Source organism: Aliarcobacter cibarius, assembly GCF_013372265.1.
GTDB lineage: Bacteria > Campylobacterota > Campylobacteria > Campylobacterales > Arcobacteraceae > Aliarcobacter > Aliarcobacter cibarius.
Genome location: NZ_CP054051.1, coordinates 685,212 through 702,358, shown reverse-complemented (window position 1 = coordinate 702,358; position 17,147 = coordinate 685,212). Strand labels below are relative to the sequence as shown.

The 17,147-nt window shown below is 27.9% G+C and carries 13 protein-coding genes; 8 read left to right on the top strand and 5 right to left on the bottom strand.

Annotated elements, in window-relative coordinates; all coding sequences use genetic code 11:
- Positions 1 to 245: 245 nt before the first annotated feature.
- From ACBT_RS03365 to ACBT_RS03340, 6 genes are all read left to right on the top strand, one after another.
- Positions 246 to 1,394 carry an HpcH/HpaI aldolase/citrate lyase family protein gene (locus ACBT_RS03365; RefSeq protein ID WP_228130312.1) on the top strand — a complete coding sequence of 383 codons (1,149 nt, stop codon included), beginning with the start codon at positions 246 to 248 and terminating at the stop codon, positions 1,392 to 1,394.
- A 19-nt stretch (positions 1,395 to 1,413) separates the two neighbouring features.
- Positions 1,414 to 3,933 carry an aldolase/citrate lyase family protein gene (locus tag ACBT_RS03360; protein WP_024775483.1) on the top strand — a complete coding sequence of 840 codons (2,520 nt, stop codon included), beginning with the start codon at positions 1,414 to 1,416 and terminating at the stop codon, positions 3,931 to 3,933.
- A gap of 10 nt (positions 3,934 to 3,943) precedes the next feature.
- On the top strand, positions 3,944 to 5,002 hold the full coding sequence (locus tag ACBT_RS03355) for a MaoC family dehydratase (protein ID WP_024775484.1): 1,059 nt from the start codon (positions 3,944 to 3,946) through the stop codon (positions 5,000 to 5,002).
- 28 nt (positions 5,003 to 5,030) lie between these two features.
- Complete coding sequence (locus ACBT_RS03350) at positions 5,031 to 6,014, top strand: HpcH/HpaI aldolase/citrate lyase family protein (RefSeq protein ID WP_024775485.1); 984 nt, start codon at positions 5,031 to 5,033, stop codon at positions 6,012 to 6,014.
- A gap of 175 nt (positions 6,015 to 6,189) precedes the next feature.
- Positions 6,190 to 7,689, top strand: coding sequence for a fumarate hydratase (locus ACBT_RS03345; RefSeq protein ID WP_024775486.1), 1,500 nt, complete (start codon positions 6,190 to 6,192; stop codon positions 7,687 to 7,689).
- A 141-nt stretch (positions 7,690 to 7,830) separates the two neighbouring features.
- Positions 7,831 to 8,670 carry a DUF5718 family protein gene (locus tag ACBT_RS03340; RefSeq protein ID WP_034218671.1) on the top strand — a complete coding sequence of 280 codons (840 nt, stop codon included), beginning with the start codon at positions 7,831 to 7,833 and terminating at the stop codon, positions 8,668 to 8,670.
- 11 nt (positions 8,671 to 8,681) lie between these two features.
- Here ACBT_RS03340 and ACBT_RS03335 read toward each other — a convergent pair whose 3' ends face one another.
- From ACBT_RS03335 to ACBT_RS03325, 3 genes are all read right to left on the bottom strand, one after another.
- Positions 8,682 to 10,811, bottom strand: a complete 2,130-nt coding sequence (locus ACBT_RS03335) for a methyl-accepting chemotaxis protein (RefSeq protein ID WP_024775488.1) — start codon at positions 10,809 to 10,811, stop codon at positions 8,682 to 8,684.
- 108 nt (positions 10,812 to 10,919) lie between these two features.
- Complete coding sequence (locus ACBT_RS03330) at positions 10,920 to 12,209, bottom strand: IS1380 family transposase (protein ID WP_024774781.1); 1,290 nt, start codon at positions 12,207 to 12,209, stop codon at positions 10,920 to 10,922.
- A 62-nt stretch (positions 12,210 to 12,271) separates the two neighbouring features.
- The gene (locus ACBT_RS03325; protein ID WP_024775489.1) at positions 12,272 to 13,075 is read right to left on the bottom strand and encodes a nitrate- and nitrite sensing domain-containing protein; all 804 of its coding nucleotides are present in this window, start codon (positions 13,073 to 13,075) and stop codon (positions 12,272 to 12,274) included.
- A gap of 208 nt (positions 13,076 to 13,283) precedes the next feature.
- On the opposite strand from ACBT_RS03325, the gene mscL reads away from it, so the two are divergent.
- Entirely contained in the window at positions 13,284 to 13,631 is a 348-nt protein-coding gene (gene mscL / locus ACBT_RS03320) for a large conductance mechanosensitive channel protein MscL (protein WP_228130313.1), read from the top strand.
- A gap of 111 nt (positions 13,632 to 13,742) precedes the next feature.
- Here mscL and ACBT_RS03315 read toward each other — a convergent pair whose 3' ends face one another.
- Both ACBT_RS03315 and ACBT_RS03310 read right to left on the bottom strand, forming a co-directional pair.
- Positions 13,743 to 14,306, bottom strand: a complete 564-nt coding sequence (locus ACBT_RS03315) for a flavin reductase family protein (RefSeq protein ID WP_024775490.1) — start codon at positions 14,304 to 14,306, stop codon at positions 13,743 to 13,745.
- A gap of 28 nt (positions 14,307 to 14,334) precedes the next feature.
- The gene (locus ACBT_RS03310) at positions 14,335 to 15,522 is read right to left on the bottom strand and encodes an MFS transporter (protein ID WP_024775491.1); all 1,188 of its coding nucleotides are present in this window, start codon (positions 15,520 to 15,522) and stop codon (positions 14,335 to 14,337) included.
- A gap of 234 nt (positions 15,523 to 15,756) precedes the next feature.
- Here ACBT_RS03310 and ACBT_RS03305 point away from each other — a divergent pair, with 234 nt between their 5' ends.
- Positions 15,757 to 17,121, top strand: a complete 1,365-nt coding sequence (locus ACBT_RS03305) for an IS4 family transposase (protein WP_024774758.1) — start codon at positions 15,757 to 15,759, stop codon at positions 17,119 to 17,121.
- Positions 17,122 to 17,147 lie beyond the last annotated feature (26 nt).

The window sequence follows — 17,147 nt, the reverse complement described above, 5'->3', positions numbered from 1 at the left end:
TTTTATAGAAAATCTTCATAAGAAATTCTAATTTACTCCTCAATTTTTTAAATAATTATCATTTTTTATAATAATTTTTAAGTTTTATTTCCCTAAAATTGGTAATTGTACGGCATTTATTATAATAAACTTAAATTTATTTACTATATTAAAAGATATAAAATTTATTCATTTTAATTTGTGTATAAATTCCTTGTTAGTTTTTATGTGTAATAAAATCTTTGTACATAAAACAAGTAAAAAATATGAAAGGTTTAAATATGATGACTTCTGCGATAGATTTATCTAAATTAACAGCAAATGACGATTTAACACCAGTTCTTGGTGGTTATTGGCCAGGTATCCAAATTTATTATCCACCAATTAAATATAATCCACTAGATGGTTCTTATGAAACAATGGAACAAGCAAAATTAAGATTACAAAAACATGCTTATAAAACAAAAGCTCACACTGTTTTATTTGACTTAGAAGATGGTTGTAGACAAAAAGCTATGAGTAGAGAACTTTTAATTCAAGAATTACCAAAATTCCCTGAAAGAGATTTTCAAATAGCTGTAAGAATAAATCCATTTAGAACTGAAGAGTATGAAGAAGATTTAAAAATGTTAAAACAAATTCATCAATATATAGATGTTATTGTTTTAGCAAAAGCAGGAGAAGTTTATGGAAGTGCTGAAATCAGAGATTTGTCTTCATGGTTAATTTCAATTGGAAGTAAACTAACAATTCAGCCAATCGTTGAGCATCCAAAATCTCTTCAAATTGCCGATAGATTAATGGAATATTCAACTGTTAAACACATTGTATTTGGAATTCACGATTTTTCAAAAGCAATGGCTTATAAAATAACTCCAAAAGGTTGGATTGATGAATTAGAAACATTCTTTAATATTCTTACAATGGAAGCTAGAATTAAAGGTAAAGGAGTAATTGGGGGAGTAGAAGTACTTTTAACACCACATTCATTACCAGATTCTTGTGTTGAGAAAAAAGATATTAGAAGATGGTTAGATTTACATGGTGATGAAGCTAGTAAACATGTTTATTCTCATGCATTAAGAGAGAATGCAATGGGATTAACAGGTAAACAAGTTATTACACCAAATCATATAAATATTTGTAAAGTTGCATTTACACCGTCTCCTCTAGAAATAGAAAAAGATGTATCAATTTTAAAAGCTGCTATTGAAGCTGATGCTTTACTAAGTGGTGCAATTAGATATGAAGGTGAAATGTTAGATCCGCCAATGTTTGGAAAATCTTTACAAAACATTTTAAGAGCTTATGCATTAAATAGTTTATCAAAAGAGGATGAGTTATTTGCACTTTCTGTGTTAAACAAAATGCCTATCCACACATTTAAAGAAAACTGGCCATACGGTCAACTGTAATATTATAAGGAGTTTTAATATGAGTCAAACAATAAAATTAGATGTACCTGAGTTTTTAAATATAGGTATCGCTTGTACAACAAAACATGTTGGTACAAATAAAGAAAATAATGTTGCTATGGTAATTGAAGATGATAAATTAGGGACAGATTCTATAACTTATAAAGAGTTAGCAACAAAATCTGATCAAGTATCTAACTTCTTTGCAGGAATTGGTTTAGAGCCAAGAGATAGAGTTTTAGTTTGTCTAAAAAACTCTTTAGCTTACCCTATTTCATTTTTTGGAGTAATGAAAGGTGGAATGATTGCTGTTCCTACTTCAACTTTATTAAGTGGTAGTGAAGTTAAATATTTAGCTGAAGATTCTCAAGCGAAAGCAATTGTTTTATCAGCTTCTATGTATGAAAATTTAGTTCCATATTTAGAAAATCTTGATAATTTGAGAACAATAGTTGTTGCTGGAATTGATAGTGTTGAAGATTTAAAAAAACCAAAAGATATAAATGTATATGCATTAAATCAAATTTTTAAAGAGACTAGTACAACTCCAAATCATTACAATTCAAAATCAGGTGAACCTGCATATTTAGTTTATACATCTGGAACTACTGGTTATCCAAAAGGTGTACTACACTCTCATAGATCATTAGTAGGTAGAAAACCAGCAACTGATTACTGGTTTGATTTTAAAGAAAATGATAGAATCATGCACTCTGGTAAATTTAACTGGACTTATGTTTTAGGTTCTGCTTTAATGGATCCATTATACAATGGTCATACAGTTATTGCTTATGAAGGTGCAAATGATGCTTCTACATGGATTAATTTAATTAAAAAACATCAATGTACTATTTTCATTGGAGTTCCAACAATTTATAGACAAATAATTCAAAAAACTGACTTCACTTTAGATGATTGTCCAACTTTAAGATATTGTATGTCTGCTGGAGAACACTTATCTGATGAAATGTTAGGACTTTGGAGAGAAAGATTTAAACAAGATATTTTTGAAGCAATTGGTATGAGTGAATGTTCATACTATATTTCACACTCAAAATATAATCCAATAAGACCAGGAAGTGCAGGATTCCCTCAACCAGGACACATTGTAAAACTTTTAAACCCAGAAACTTTAGAAGAAGTTGGTGTTGAAGAAGAAGGAATGATTTGTATAGGTGAAGACGATCCAGGATTATTCTTAGAGTACTGGCAATTAGAAGAAGAGACTCAAAAAGCTAAACATGATGGATACTTCTTCACAGGAGATTATGCTAGAAAAGATAAAGATGGATATATTTGGTTCATTGGAAGAAAAGATGACATTATCAATACTTTTGGATTTAGAGTATCTCCACATGAAATTGAAAGAGTTGTAAAAACTCATCCAGATGTTGCAGATTGTGTTGCTTTTGGTCTAGATATTGAAAAAGATAAAACTATCGTAGCAATCATTGTTATTGGTCATACTACTTTAACTAAAGAACAAGAAGAAGAAATTTTAAAATTCTCTCAAGCAAATTTAGCTAAATATAAAGCACCAAAAAGAATCTATACAATGACTGACTATCCAAGAACAAAAAATGGAAAAGTTTTAAGAAAACAATTAGTAAAAGATTTAAATGAGCTTGAAAGAGCAAAATCAAAAGGTGAAGAAGTAGTTGAATATAAAGCTAGAAGATCTATGCTTTTAGTTCCTTCATACAACAAACACAATGTAGAAAAAGCAAAAACTGTTTTAGCTGACACTGTTATTTTTGATTTTGAAGCAATTTTAGAAGATCAAAGAGAATTAGGAAGAACTACTTTAAAAGAAGTTTACGCAGAACAAGGTCCAAGCTTTGGAGATAGCGAAAGAGTTTTAAGAATTAATAATCTTGGAAGTGAAGATTTGAAAAAAGATTTACAATTAGCAAGAGAAATTGAAATTGATGGTTTACTATTCTCTAAAATAGATTCAAAAGAAGATGTTTTAGAAGCTGTTAAATTAATAGAAGAAGTAAATCCAAAATTAACTCTTATGATTATGATTGAAACTCCTTTAGCTGTTTTAAATATTCACGAAATTTGTGCAGCTAGTCCAAAAGTTGAAGTTGTTGTAGTTGGTTCAAACAAATTAGCAAATAGACTTCAAATAGATATAAAAAGAGGTTCAAAAGCTATCGTTACATATTTAGCTCAAATTGCACTTGCTGCAAAAGCTTATGGTAAAACTGTAATTGATGGTCCACACTTCGATGTGTTAGACGAGTTTGCTTGTGAAGATTCAACAAAAGATGCATTTAATTTAGGATTTGATGGTAAATCTCTTATTCATCCAATTCAAATTGAATACATTAATGACATTTTCACTCCAAAACAAAGTGAAGTTGAAGATTATGAACAAATGATTGCAAAATATGAAGAAGCAGCAAAAGAAGGTAAAGAGGTAATTTTACATAACAATAAACTTGTTGATTCTTCAAGAATTAAATGGGCAAGAAAAATGATAAAACTTTATGAAACATATAAATCATTAGGTCAAAACCTATTTAACAAATAAGGAGATTAGTTTGTCAAAAATAAATTACGGTAACTATTTTGAAGATTTTAGCATTGGACAAAAAATTGTTCATCCACTTCCTAGAACTGTAAGCGAAGGTGATGTATCTTTATACATAGCCTTCACAGGTTCTAGATTTTCTCTTCATTCAAGTGATATTGTAGCAAGAGAGATTGGTTACAAAAAAAGACCAATTGATGATATATTAATGTTCCACCTAACATTTGGAAAATCAGTTCAAGATATATCTTTAAATGCTATTGCAAATTTAGGTTATGCTGAAATCTCTTTTCCAAATCCAGTTTTTGTTGGAGATACAGTTAGTATGACTTCAACTGTAATTGGTTTAAAAGAAAACTCAAATGGAAAAAGTGGAGTTGTTTATGTTCACTCTATTGGGGTAAATCAAGACGGAAATGAAGTTTTAAACTTCAAAAGATGGGTAATGGTTCACAAAAAAGACCATAGTGTAAAAAGTGAAATAAATATTGTTCCAACTTTTGAAGCTTCAACTCCAATAGTTGATAAAATAAATATTCCAACAATTGGTGCAATTGATACAGATGCTAGTGGTGGAGAGTACTTCTTTGAAGATTATGTTGCAGGAGAGAGACTTAATCATCCTGAAGGAATTACTATTGATAATAGTGATCACACACTTGCAACAAAACTATACCAAAACAATGCGAAGGTACATTTTAATGACCATATGATGAAATCAACTCCTATGGGTCAAAGATTAATGTATGGTGGAATTGTTATTTCAATGGCAAGAGCAATCTCTTTTAATGGGCTACAAAATGCTCAATGGGTATATGCTATAAATAGTGGAAATCACTGTAATCCTACTTATGCAGGAGATACAATTTATGCATATACTGAAATTTTAGAGACTATAGATCATAAAAGAGAGGATATTGGTCTTTTAAGATTAAGAACGATTGCTGTTAAAAATCAAAATCCAACAGAGATTTCAAGCCCTAAAGGTGAAGATGGTAAATATCTTCCAAACATTGTATTAGATTTAGATTACACTGTTGTAATTCCAAAAAAATCTACAAAAAAATAAAAATTTAATTTAACAAAAAGGAAAAAATATGACACATCCAAAAGAAGCTTTATTTGAATCAGGTAAATCTTTACCAATTATTCCAACTTGTGAGCACTTTGCAGGAAGCGAAAAGCTAATCCTAAAAGGTTTTGAAATGCAAAAAAAATTAGGACCAGTTTTTGATATTACTTGTGATTGTGAAGATGGTGCAGAAACAGGAAAAGAAGTTGAACATGCTCAAATGATCGTAAGAGTTGTTAATTCTTCTGAAAATCCATACAAAATGGCTGGAACAAGAATTCATGACCACTCTCATCCAGATTGGAGACAAGATGTTGATATTTTAGTACCAGGTGCTGGAGAAAATTTAGCATACATTACTTTACCAAAATCAACATGTTATGAAGATGCAAAAACTCAAATTGAATATATTCAAAAAGTAGCAAAAGAAGCTGGAATAAAAAGAGAAATTCCAATTCACGTTTTAATTGAAACTCATGGTGCATTACAAGATGTTGAAAAGATTGCAACTTTACCTTGGTTACAAGTTTTAGATTTTGGATTAATGGATTTCGTTTCAGGATACCAAGGAGCAATTCCAGCGATTAATATGAGAAGCCCTGGTCAATTTGATCACAGATTAATTGGAGCTGCAAAAGCAAGAGTTGCTCAAGCTGCAATCCAAAACTGTGTAATTCCAGCACATAACGTAACTTTAGATTTAAAAAACCCATACCAAACTTATAAAGATGCTGAAAGAGCAAGAAATGAGTTCGGATTCATGAGAATGTGGTCAATTTACCCAACACAAGTTCAAGCAATTGTTGATGCTATGAAACCTGATTTTACAGAACTTGAAGCTGCACAAAATATTTTAATTAAAGCTCAAGATGCTGAGTGGGGACCAATCCAATATGATGGTGAATTACATGATAGAGCAACTTATAGATACTTCTGGGAATTAGTTCAAAGAGCTAAATATTCTGGTGTTAAATTACAAGATGAGGCAGAAAAAAGATTTTTTGCTTAATATTTAAGTATGTATAGAAAAGCTACTCTTTTTTAAGAGTAGCTTTTTTTATGTCTAGCTATTTCTAAACTAAACATTTTTTGGAAATATCTTATTTTTTAGTTTATAAAAAGGCTAATTTTAAAACTGCGTTGATATAATTTAAAAATTTCTAAAATAAACAAAGGAAAAATTTATGAGTAAAAAAATCACAGAACAAGATATTATAGATTCAGTTGCAAGTGCATGTCAATTTATATCTTTTTATCATCCAGAAGATTTTGTAAAAGGTATGGTTGAAGCTTATGAAAAAGAGCAAAGTGACTCTGCAAAAAATGCAATTGGACAAATATTAATCAACTCAAAAATGTGTGCAATGGGACATAGACCTCTATGTCAAGATACAGGAAGTGTTAATATTTTTGTAAAAGTTGGATTAAAAGCTAACTTAGACATTACAAAAAATTTAGAAGATTTATTAAATGAAGGTGTTGCAAAAGGTTATACAGATCCTGATAATACTCTTAGATTTTCAGTTGTAAGTGATCCTGCAGGAAAAAGAACAAATACAAAAAACAATACTCCAGCAGTTATTCATGTAAGCGTTGATAACTCTGATAAATTAGATATCACAGTTGCAGCTAAAGGTGGAGGAAGTGAAAATAAATCTAAATTCGCTGTTTTAAATCCAAGTGATAGTATTTATGACTGGGTTATGGCAAATGTAAAAGATATGGGTGCGGGATGGTGTCCTCCTGGAATTTTAGGAATTGGAATTGGTGGAAATCCTGAAAAATCTATGCTTTTAGCAAAAGAATCATTAATGGGTCACGTTGACATTCATGAATTAAAAGCAAGAGGTCCTCAAAATCCACTTGAAGAATTAAGATTAAAATTATATGAAGATATCAATAAACTTGGAATTGGAGCACAAGGTCTTGGTGGTTTAACAACTGTTTTAGATGTTAAAATTTTAGATTACCCATGTCATGCTGCTTCTTTACCAGTTGCTATGATTCCAAACTGTGCAGCAACAAGACATATTCACTTTGAATTAGATGGAAATGGTCCTGCTAAATTTGAAAAACCTGATTTAGATTTATGGCCAGATGTTACTCTTCCAATGGATACAATTAAAAGAGTAAATATTGAAGATTTAACAAAAGAAAATTTATCTCAATTTAAATCTGGAGATACTTTATTATTATCTGGAAAGATTTTAACAGCAAGAGATGCTGCTCATAAAAAAATAGTTGAGTACAAAAATGCTGGAAAACCACTTCCAAATGGTGTTGATTTAAAAGATAGATTCATCTACTACGTTGGACCAGTTGATCCAGTTAGAGATGAAGTTGTAGGACCTGCAGGACCAACAACATCTACAAGAATGGATAAATTTACAAAAGATATGATGGAAATTGGAATTATGGGAATGATTGGAAAAGGTGAAAGAAAACAACCAACAATCGACTTAATTAAAGAGTACAAATCTATTTATTTAATTGCAACTGGTGGAGCTGCTTATTTAATTGCTCAATCAATCAAAGGTGCAAAAACTTTAGCATTTGAAGAGCTTGGAATGGAAGCAATTTATGAATTTGAAGTAAAAGATATGCCTGTAACTGTTGCCGTTGATACAGAAGGAAACTCTATTCATACTACTGGTCCTGCTAAATGGAGAACTATTAATAAGTAAATCTAATTTTACAAAGAGCCCTGCTCTTTGTAAATATTTTTCTTAAATTACCCTTACATACACAAACTATATTCCTTTTTTGACTTTTATAATAACTTTTTCTGATAATATTTGACTTGAAAATATATTAGGAAAATTAATATGAATTTAATAGAAGATTTAAAAGATTATTTAGGTTTTGCTGTTGCTGGAAACTTTGCAAATCATTTAGGTGAAGCTGGAGAAGCTGACGAGTTTTCTGTTATAAAAACGACAGAAAAAGATGCTCCAAAAGGTATGTTTCCATTTTATATAAAAAATCACAATAGCTTTTTAGGAACTTATCCTATTTGTGATGAAATCATTTTAACTCATGGAAGAGAAAATGATAATTTACAAGTTGAGGCCGAAGTCGCATTAATTTGTGATTTTGTATATGAAAATGATCAAGTTATAGATATTATTCCAAAATATTTTAGTGCCTTTAATGACTGTTCAATTAGAGTTCAAGATGGAAATAAATTAAGTACAAAAAAAAATTGGGGAGAAAAAACTAAAGGAATCTCTCAAGATATAATTGCTATTGATAATTTTACAGATAAAGGCGTTTTAAGTAAATACCACATATCTTCTTTCATAAAAAGAGATGGTATTGTATATGACTATGGAACAACTAGTGCTGTAAAATCTTATAGTTATTTTTTTGATAAACTAAAATATTGGATGATTGATATACTAAATTGTCAAGAAGATTGTGGACCACTTGAAGAGCTTGGACAATTTCTAAAAGTTGCAGCAAAAGATGCAAAAGGTATTTTAATTGCTGCTGGAGCAACAGCTTATACAGATTTTGGAAAGAAAAACTTTTTGAAAAAAGATGATGAAATTTTTGTATATGTTTACAATGCTCACGCGCATAGTTTTCAAGATATTATGAATGATATGTGTGGAATGGATACTTATTTAGGACAATGTTCAAAACTTCATCAAATAGTTCAATAAAAAGTAGTTTTCTACTTTTTATTTGAATCTGACTCTAAAAATAAAATATCATTTAAACTATCAAAAACTTTTACAGTTGAATTTTCTATTTCATTAGCTATTTGTCTTAGATGCTGATTTTCTATTCTATTTGCATTTTTTTTAACATATTCTTGTATTCTATCATGAACATCTTGGTGATTTTGTTTTAACTCTTCCCATTTTATATTTCCAGTAAAATGAGTATTCTTATCTTCACAAATAGATATCCATCTACCTAAATTACAAGTTTTACAGTTATCAACTTTACAATCTTCATAATTATCTAAAATTTTATAATATCTTTTTTTGAAATTTATATGATCATTTTTATATTTAGATAACTCTTTTATTAAGTCTACATTTTCAACCATTTCATAAAATTTTTCATCTATTTTTGAAGCTGATGTAATTTGAAGAAGTTTATTTGATAAATTAGATACTTCATTTGATAATTTATCTATATTTGAAGCTGTTTTGGCATTTTTTTGTGTTTCAAAATCAAGTTTTGAAACAGTTTCATTTATTTGAACTATTCCTAACTCTTGTTCTTTACTAAAAATAGTTACATTGTGAATTATATCTTTAGTTTCAGAAATTTTTGAAGTTAAATTATCATAACCTTGAATCATAGTATCTGCTATATTTTTGCCTTCTATTGCCTCTTTATTAGCACTTTCAACTAAATTTTTTATCTCTCTTGCTGCTTCTGCACTTCTATTTGCAAGATTTATAACTTCTTGTGCAACTACTGCAAATCCTTTTCCTGCCTCACCTGCAGTTGCAGCCTCAACAGCTGCATTTAATGATAATATATTTGTTTGAAATGCTATTTGATCAATTACAGTTATTGCTTCATTTATAGCTTTAACTTTTTTACTAATTTCGTCCATAGATGAAAAAGTTTGAGTAGCTGAATTACTTCCAGAAATTGCTGAATTATTTAGTTCATCAGCTATATTTAGCATTTGATTCATATTTGAATTATTATTTTTAAGATTTTGTGTTATCTGCTCTAGAGCTACAGAAGATTGTTTCAAAGATAAAGCTTGATTTGAAGATGAAATTGATAATTCATTTGAAGAGTTAGTTAATATTTTAGTATTTTCTTCTAATTTTTTACCTGCATTTGTAATCATAGCAATTAATGATGAAGATGACTGTCCTAAAAGTAATGTTGAATTTGAAAGTATTCCAAAATCACCATACATTCCTTTACTATGAATTTCATCTAATTTAAATTTATAATCACCTTGTGCATAACTATTTAATAACATATTTAAACTATCTATTTTCAATCTAGTTCTATCTATCATTTTATTTATAATATCTACTAATGTTTGTAGCTCTTTTGTAGAAGATTTAGTTTTTATTGTATATTCAAAGAATCCATTGTTAACTTTTTCCATAACATCTGTTATTTCAAGAATAACATTTTTATCATTTTCTATAATTATTTCTATTTTTTCAACTTGAGTATTCATATTTTTTGTCATTAAAGCAAATTCATCTCTACCTTCAAGCTGATTTAATTTTATGCTATCTTTTTCTTTCATAGAATAAGAGAAGAATTGATTTAAATTATCTTCAAATTTTTTAATAGCTTCAGTAACTTTGCTTGTCATTACAAATATAACGGCAATTATCAATAATATTAACAAAATTAGAAATATAAAAAATACAATAATTTGAGAATCCAACTCTTCTATATTTATATCAATATATAAAAGTGTATCTTTTACTATTTTTTCTTTAATATCTTCATATATTTTAATCTTTTGTTCATATAAATCTTCCCAATTATTACTATTTGCACCATAAATATTTTTTGATAAACTCTCTAAAGATTTAAAGGTTTTAGTATCTAAATTTTGAATTTCAGTTGAATAATCATTGTTATATGCTCTTGACATATATGTATCAATTGCATTTTGAATATTATTTAATAACTCAGCCTCTTCATTTGAATGGTCTAATTTCTTATAATCCCTAATTGCTCTTTGAATTTTTGTATGACTTTTTTGAATACTATTTAAAATTGATTCATTACTTGTTAGTATAAAGTTATTATAAAAATAAATTAATCCTCCATATCCAAAAGATTCTTCTATGCTATTTATCAAATTCTCTTTATCCCAGATTATGCAATAGAAGAAGCAATAAAATATTTATTTATAACTAAAAGTTATAGATTTTCTCTGTAATTTTTAAGTATTTTTATTGAAAATTATCTATGTATACTTAAAGGGAATTTGACTTTGTTTTACGTTTTCAAATAAACCATTCATCCAAGTTCTTCTTTTTTGTGGAAGTGATATTTTTAGTACTTTTTGATTTGAATGTTCTGTTATCCAAGATCCTAATGCAAAGCAATAGGATCGTAGTGTTGAAAGCATCATATTTGAATTTACTACTTCATGTTTAAAAAGTGCCATAATATTGTATGCCATCATAATAAATCTAAAAGAGGCTTCTGTGGCATAAAAATCTTTTAAGCAGAAGTTATCAGCTCCAAAATCATATTTAAGTTCTTTTATTCTATTTTCACAATCAGCTCTTGTGTTATATATATTATAAATTTGATCAACTGGCAGTTCAATATTAGTAACATAAGCACTATATCTATATATAGGTTCATCGAATAGAAGTTTACCACCTGATTTTGGGTATTCTTCACTTAATTTTCTAACAATTATATATCTTCTTTCACTTCCGTTATCAGGTTTAAATCTTAGGCTTGCTACATCAAGTCCTTTTGTGATTTTAATCCACTTAGTTATATTTCCAATGGTGTATTTTATATTTTCATAAAATTTTACAGCCACAATATAATTAATACCTCTTTTTTCAAACCATTCTAAGAATTCTTGTGAATAAAATCCACTATCTGCTCTTACAAGTCCAACTTTTTTATCTTTTAAGCATATATCAAATGTCTCATTTAAAAATGCGTCATAATTATTAAGTGAACTAGTATTACCACTTCTCATCCATGTATTTGCTATCATTTTTGTTTGATCTATAAATGCAATAATTGGATGATGTGAGTTTCTACCAGGTTTTTTAGGGTTATAACCTTTCTTAGCTCCTTCTTGTTCACCATATCTTGTTATTACTGTTGAATCTAAATCAATTGTTAGTGGTCCTACATCTAGTTGTGAAAGGAATTTTTGTTGTAATATTGGAAATATTTCAGAATTCTTTTCAATATTAAATTTATGAAAAAATCTGCTATATGTTGATTGACTTGGCAATTTATCTATTTCAAATATTGTTTGTAATGTTGTATCATATCTTAACCAATCGGCATGGATATATCTACTTGCTCCTGTAAATATAGCTAACCAAAATCCTTGAATAATATTTATTGGATCATATGCTCTATTTGAAAATCCAATAGGTAAATTTACACTTTTTAAATCTTCAATTACTCTTGTTTTATCTATAAAATTTTTTAATAATTTCATCCCACCAAATGGTGTAACTTTTTTATCAGAATACTCAATTTTTAATTCACCCATTTGGTGTTCCTTATGAATGCTTATGAAGTGTTATTTTATGGTACTTTATTTTAGATTCTTATTTAGCTATTGCATAATGCGGGTTTATCTATTTTTAGGAAAATCAATCCTCTATAATCTTCAAGTTTTTTAAATACTTCATTGTTTAATTGATTATTTACATATTCAAGTTCTTCTACTGATATATTTTTTTTTAAATCATATATATGAGAATCTTGAAATATGATTAGTGAAATAAAATTGTTATAATTTGAATTTGAAACAGCATTGTAATCAAAAATATTTTTAACTAAATCTTTCTCTTTATATGATTTTTCTATTGTATTTATAATTGCAACATATGCTTGAGAAGCTTTTGTAAGCTCTTTACTATTTGAGTATATTAATAAATCATCAAAAAAAGATATTAAATTAGCCACACTAACATTGTAAATATTTTCAGCAAATTTCAAATCTACTCTAAGCTCTTTTACACTAGTTCTAAGCTCTTTTATTTTTATTAAACTATCTTTTTGAATATTTATTTTCTCTAAAAGGTTGTTCTCTTTTTTAATTAAATCAAAATTACTTATAAAATCTTCAAATTTTCTTTCAGATTCATCAGTTATTTTTATTTGTTTTTCTAACTCATCATTTTTAATTTTTCCATAACTATTTAAATATAGTATGGACAATTCTCTCTCTTTTTGAATATTTGATAATAATTCAGAAACCTTGAATGTAAAATTCATATAACTAGAAGTTTTATTCATATTTTTAACTTCTTCTATTTTTTGAGAAATTAAAATAGATGAAAGCAAAAAAACTGCTAATATTGGTAAAACTAATATTAAAAGAATTTTATCTCTTAGTTTCAAATTATTCATATTTTTTCCTAAAAAATTATTTTTTGAAAATATATTCTTTATAATTTAAAGTAAAGTTATATTTAAACTACTGTAATCAAAATGTAATCAAGTTGAAACTAATTTGTAATTTAAGAATTATTTTTTAGTTATTTAATCTAAAATAAGTTAGTTTATTATCTATAAAGATAAATTAACTATAATGTCAAAAAAAGTCAAAGGAAAAATTATGTTAAAAGAATTTAAAAAATTCCTAATTTCAGGAAATGTTGTTGATATGGCTATTGGTTTTATATTTGGTGCTGCGTTCGCTACATTTGTAAAATCTCTTGTAGAAAATGTTATTATGCCTCCTATTGGATTATTACTTGGAAGAGTTGATTTCTCACAATTATTTTTACCTTTAGATGGAAATAGTTACGCTACTTTGGCAGATTTAGAAAAAGCTGGGGCACCTGCAATTAAACTTGGTGTATTTATGAATGATACGATTTCATTTATAATATTAGGGTTTGTTGTATTTATGTTTATTAAATCTTACAATAAACTAAAAGGTTCAGAAGCTCCCAGCTCCTAAAACAAAAGTATGTTCTGATTGTGCAATGGAAATTCCAGTAGCTGCAAAAAAATGTGGACACTGCGGAAACAGTGCAGTTTAACAAAATAAGAAGTAAATAATTTTTACTTCTTATAAATCAATCATAGCTTTAAAAGTCACTCCAACTCTTCCAACACTATCAATTTTTGTATGATTTCTTTCGTTTATTCTATCATCTTCGATATACTGAAAATTTATCTTTAATATTACTGGTGTTGTATCACCTTCAACGTTATAAGTATCATAATATTCACAAAATAAGGCAGTTTGAGTAGATGAGATAATTGGTGGATAACTTTGCATCTCTTTTCTAACATCTATTTCAAACTTTTCAATTTCACTTGCATCTTTTGGAAGTTGAGCAGCACATTTTTGTACAAGTTCAACATTATCTTTATTTGGAAAACAAATTGTAGCTTTTTTTGTTTTTAATATATTTGCTAAAGTATCTTTTTGTGTTCCATCATCTTTTTTACCAATAGCAACAATTACTAATGCAGGATTTGTAGAAATAGGAATAAAATATGAAAATGGAGCAGCATTTAAAACACCATTATCATCAGTAACAATCCAAGCAATTGGTCTTGGAACTATACTTCCTGACATTATTTTATATCTATCTAAATCATTTATATCTTTATAATCTAAAATCAAAACCTATCCTTTATTTTTTTATAAGATTTTAGTCAATTAATCCTTTTATCCTTGTATAGTAATATGCAAAAAGTAGAAAAGCAACACCTAAACATATTGTAATTATAGTTGTAGTTGTGAAATTCGCCATTGTTCCAATAAATAAAGTAGTCAAAACATTTGTAAGCATAAAAAACATATCGTTATAAGATATAACTCTTCCTATATATCTTTTTTCACATCTATTTTGTAAAAGTGCATAAGTATATGACCATAAAAATGCTGTGCTAAATCCTACAAAAAATAGAGCAATCAAAGAAGTATAAAAATCTTTTTGAGCAAAAGCCCAAACAATTATTGTTAATCCTTGAAAAGTTAAAAGATATTGAAGATTATCTTTGTTTATTATCTTATTTAGAAGCATAGGACCAATAAAAAGTGCAATTGCTCTAACAGAATTTGATAATCCAATAGCAAGTGGTACTGCAATTAACTCTTTGTACTCATTTTTCGCCAAAATGGTAATTAAAGCATCATAGCTAGTAAGCCCTACGCTCGCATGCAAAAATATTAAATGTAAAATTATCTTGTTGTTTTTAATATATCTTAATCCATCAAGCATAAGTTCAAAAATTTTCTCTTCAACTTTTTTGTATTCAAGATTTATTTTTATTTGAATAAAAACTAAAAATGCTATTATAAAAATAATAACATCAATTAAAATTGCTGTTTTTGCTCCATATAAATTTACAATAAATCCACTAACAGCCATACCAATGGCATAAGTAAATGACCAAATAATTGATTGAATCTCATTTGCTGTTTGAAGTTCTTTACCACTTGAAAGTTTTGCTAAAAGAGACATTTCACTAGAAAAAAACATTGAAGCTGCACTCATTCTAATAAAAATAAAAAGTAAAAGCATCCACATATCATCAGCACTAGAAATCATTAAAAATGAAGCTGTCATAAGTAATTCAGTAAATAACAAAGATACCATCAAAGGTTTTATCTTCATTCTATCAATTATTGCTCCACTAAAAGGTGCTATTATTATTGCGGGAATAAAATGCATAGCAGTAACAATTGCAATAGCTAATTCACTTGAACCAAAATCAACAACCATAGTATAAATTGCAACTGTAGAAAACCATGCACCAAATGATGCAATAAAATTAACTAAAGACAAACCTCTAATAGTAGGATTATCTCTTAAAAAAGAGTAATAATATTTCAAAAAATATCCTTATAAAATATCTTGATAAATTAATAACTTAACTTTCGCACGTTAAGTTGATTAAAATTGTAGCTAAATCTCCCTAAAATATTACTGCTATAGGTAATAATATTATCCTTGTTGACATAAAAATAATTTAGTTGTTTTTCTATGATATTTTTCTATTTTGAACTCTCAATAAAGCCCTTAAATAGGAACTTTTAGATATAATATCTATTATATTAAAGGGTAAGAATGCAGATAGAATCTAAGATAATAAGCATCATAAACGACAAACTAAAGAATCCAATTTATGAAACATTGCGACTATTAAATATGAAAACGATTTTAACAAAGAGCAATTTTTCTAAAAAAGAGGGAGTTGCTGTTCATATGGTTGTATTACACTTTGTATATATGCTAGTTATGAATAAAAAAATATCAACTTTTATGGATCAGAGTAATGATAGCTTTAAAAAAGATGTCTATTACAGACTACTTGCTAATGCTCACTACAACTGGAGAAAACTATTATCACTTAGTTCTTTAAAGATTTTATCACTGCTTCATAAAGTACAAGATGCAAAGCTAGTAAGAGTTCTTATACTTGATGATACTGTTGAAGATAAAGTTGGTAAAAATATAGAGGGAAGTTGTGACAACCTTTGGAGCAATAAAGCAAAGAGAAAAATCAGAGGTGTAAATGTTGTATCACTAAACTATAGTGATGGTTATTCAAATTTTATGTTGGACTTTGCAATTGCTATGAATAATTATGCAAGGGTAAAGATAGAAGAGTTTACAAATATTATTGATCATCGAACCAATGCACATAAGCGAAGATTGGAAAGCTTAAAAGGGAAATCACAAATTGCTATAGAGATGATTAAAAGAGCAGTAGCTAGTGGTATATATGCAGATTATCTGCTTGTGGATAGTTGGTATTCTAAACCTGTGTTTATAGAAACAATGAATGAGCTAGGATTGCAAGTTATTTCAAGAATGGTAAACAATGATAGAATCTGGAACTTCACAGGGGAGAAAAAAACTCTTGATGGTATCTATAACAAGTTTAAAAAGCTTAAAACTATTAAGATGGGTCAATATGGCAAAAAGATAAAGTTTGAATACTTCGGGGTCATAGTTGAACATAAAAAAGCAGGAAAATTAAAAATTGTTTTTATAAAAACCAAAGAGAATCTCATCCCTATTGTATCTACAAACTTAGACTTGAGTGATGAAGAAATTATCGATATTTACAAACGACGATGGGATATAGAACAAGGGTATAAAGAACTTCGTGAACACTTTGGGTTTGGTAAAGAAGAAAATCGAATTTATGAAGCACTTATTGCTCGCATAACACTCTCATTTTTTACATACAATGTTGTTAGCTATATAAATCGTATCAGTAATGAACCAAAAACTATTGGTGGATTGTTTAAAGATCTAGAATGTGAACTTCACACCTTGGCAATTGCTATGCAAGCATTTTTAGCTATTTTAGATGAGATTGCAAAAATTGAAGAAGTTGTCAATAGAAATGAGGATTTTACAGCAATAATCGATCTATTAAGAGATGTGACTGGAAAACTACTTGGTTTTAGGTGCGAAAGTTAAGTTAATAAAATAGTTTTTAATCAAAT